This window comes from Mycobacterium sp. 852002-30065_SCH5024008, assembly GCF_001665645.1.
GTDB lineage: Bacteria > Actinomycetota > Actinomycetes > Mycobacteriales > Mycobacteriaceae > Mycobacterium > Mycobacterium paraffinicum.
The window spans coordinates 1-1211 of the sequence record NZ_LZSZ01000018.1; the positions used below are offsets into that span (position 1 = coordinate 1).

General features: G+C 68.2%; 1 protein-coding gene. It reads left to right on the forward strand.

The window, feature by feature from the left end:
* Positions 1 to 162: 162 nt before the first annotated feature.
* Positions 163 to 1211: serine/threonine-protein kinase (locus A5781_RS02210; protein ID WP_156624308.1), on the forward strand; the 1049-nt coding region annotated here is incomplete at its 3' end.

The following is a 1211-nucleotide window of genomic DNA, read 5'->3' on the forward strand; positions in this document are numbered from 1 at the left end:
CTTCATCGCGCCGAGGGCGCCGGGCTAATCGCGTGATTGTCGTGCGTCGGACTGGGCGGAGGCTTACGGTCATGGTTGCTGGGTCAGGGGGTTGCGGCTGACCCGTGCGCCCGGCAATTGTTGGGTGTCGATGGTGTGGTGGCTGGGTGTGAAGGATCGGCGATGAGTGACGAGCAGGTCTCGCGGGCGGGGACGGAATTTGGGCCTTATCACCTAAAGCGGCTGCTGGGCCGGGGTGGGATGGGGGAGGTTTACGAGGCCGAGCACACCGTCAAGGAGTGGACGGTGGCGGTCAAGCTGCTCTCGGAGACCTTCAGCAAGGACCCGGTGTTCCGGGAGCGGATGAAACGTGAAGCCCGCACCGCCGGTCGTTTGCAGGAGCCGCACGTGGTGCCCATCCACGACTACGGCGAAATCGATGGGCAGATGTTCTTGGAGATGCGCCTGATCGAGGGCACCGACCTAGACAGTGTGCTCAAACGCTTTGGCCCGCTGGCCCCGCCGCGCGCGGTGGCCATCATCACCCAGATTGCCTCGGCGCTCGATGCCGCCCACGCCGCCGGGGTGATGCACCGCGACGTCAAACCGCAGAACATCCTGGTCACCCGCGACGACTTCGCCTATCTGGTCGACTTCGGCATCGCCAGCGCCACCACCGACGAGAAGCTCACCCAGTTGGGCACCGCGGTCGGCACCTGGAAATACATGGCGCCCGAACGGTTTTCCAATGCCGAAGTCACCTACCGCGCCGACATCTACGCGCTGGCCTGCGTGCTCTACGAATGCCTCACCGGCTCGCCGCCCTACACATCCAGCAGCGCGGGTGCACTGGTGACCGCCCACACCATGAACCCCATCCCCCAGCCCACCGCGCTGCGCCCAGGCATCCCCAAGGGCTTCGACGCGGTGGTCACCCGCGGGATGGCCAAGAAACCCGAGGACCGCTACGCCAGCGCCGGCGACCTGGCCCTGGCAGCTCACGACGCACTCAGCGACCCCGACCAGGACCACGCCGCCACCATCTTGCGCCGCAGCCAAGAAGCCACCCTGCCGGGCACCGTCATGGCGCCTCCCCCGCCGCCACCGGGTCGGGCGGCCACTACCCCGCCACCGTCGCCGGGCCAGAATTCACCGACACCCACCCCGGCGCCCGGCTCGACTCCGGTTCCCGCGCAAGGCGCCCCGCCCTGGCGGCCCGACAGCGGGCCCAT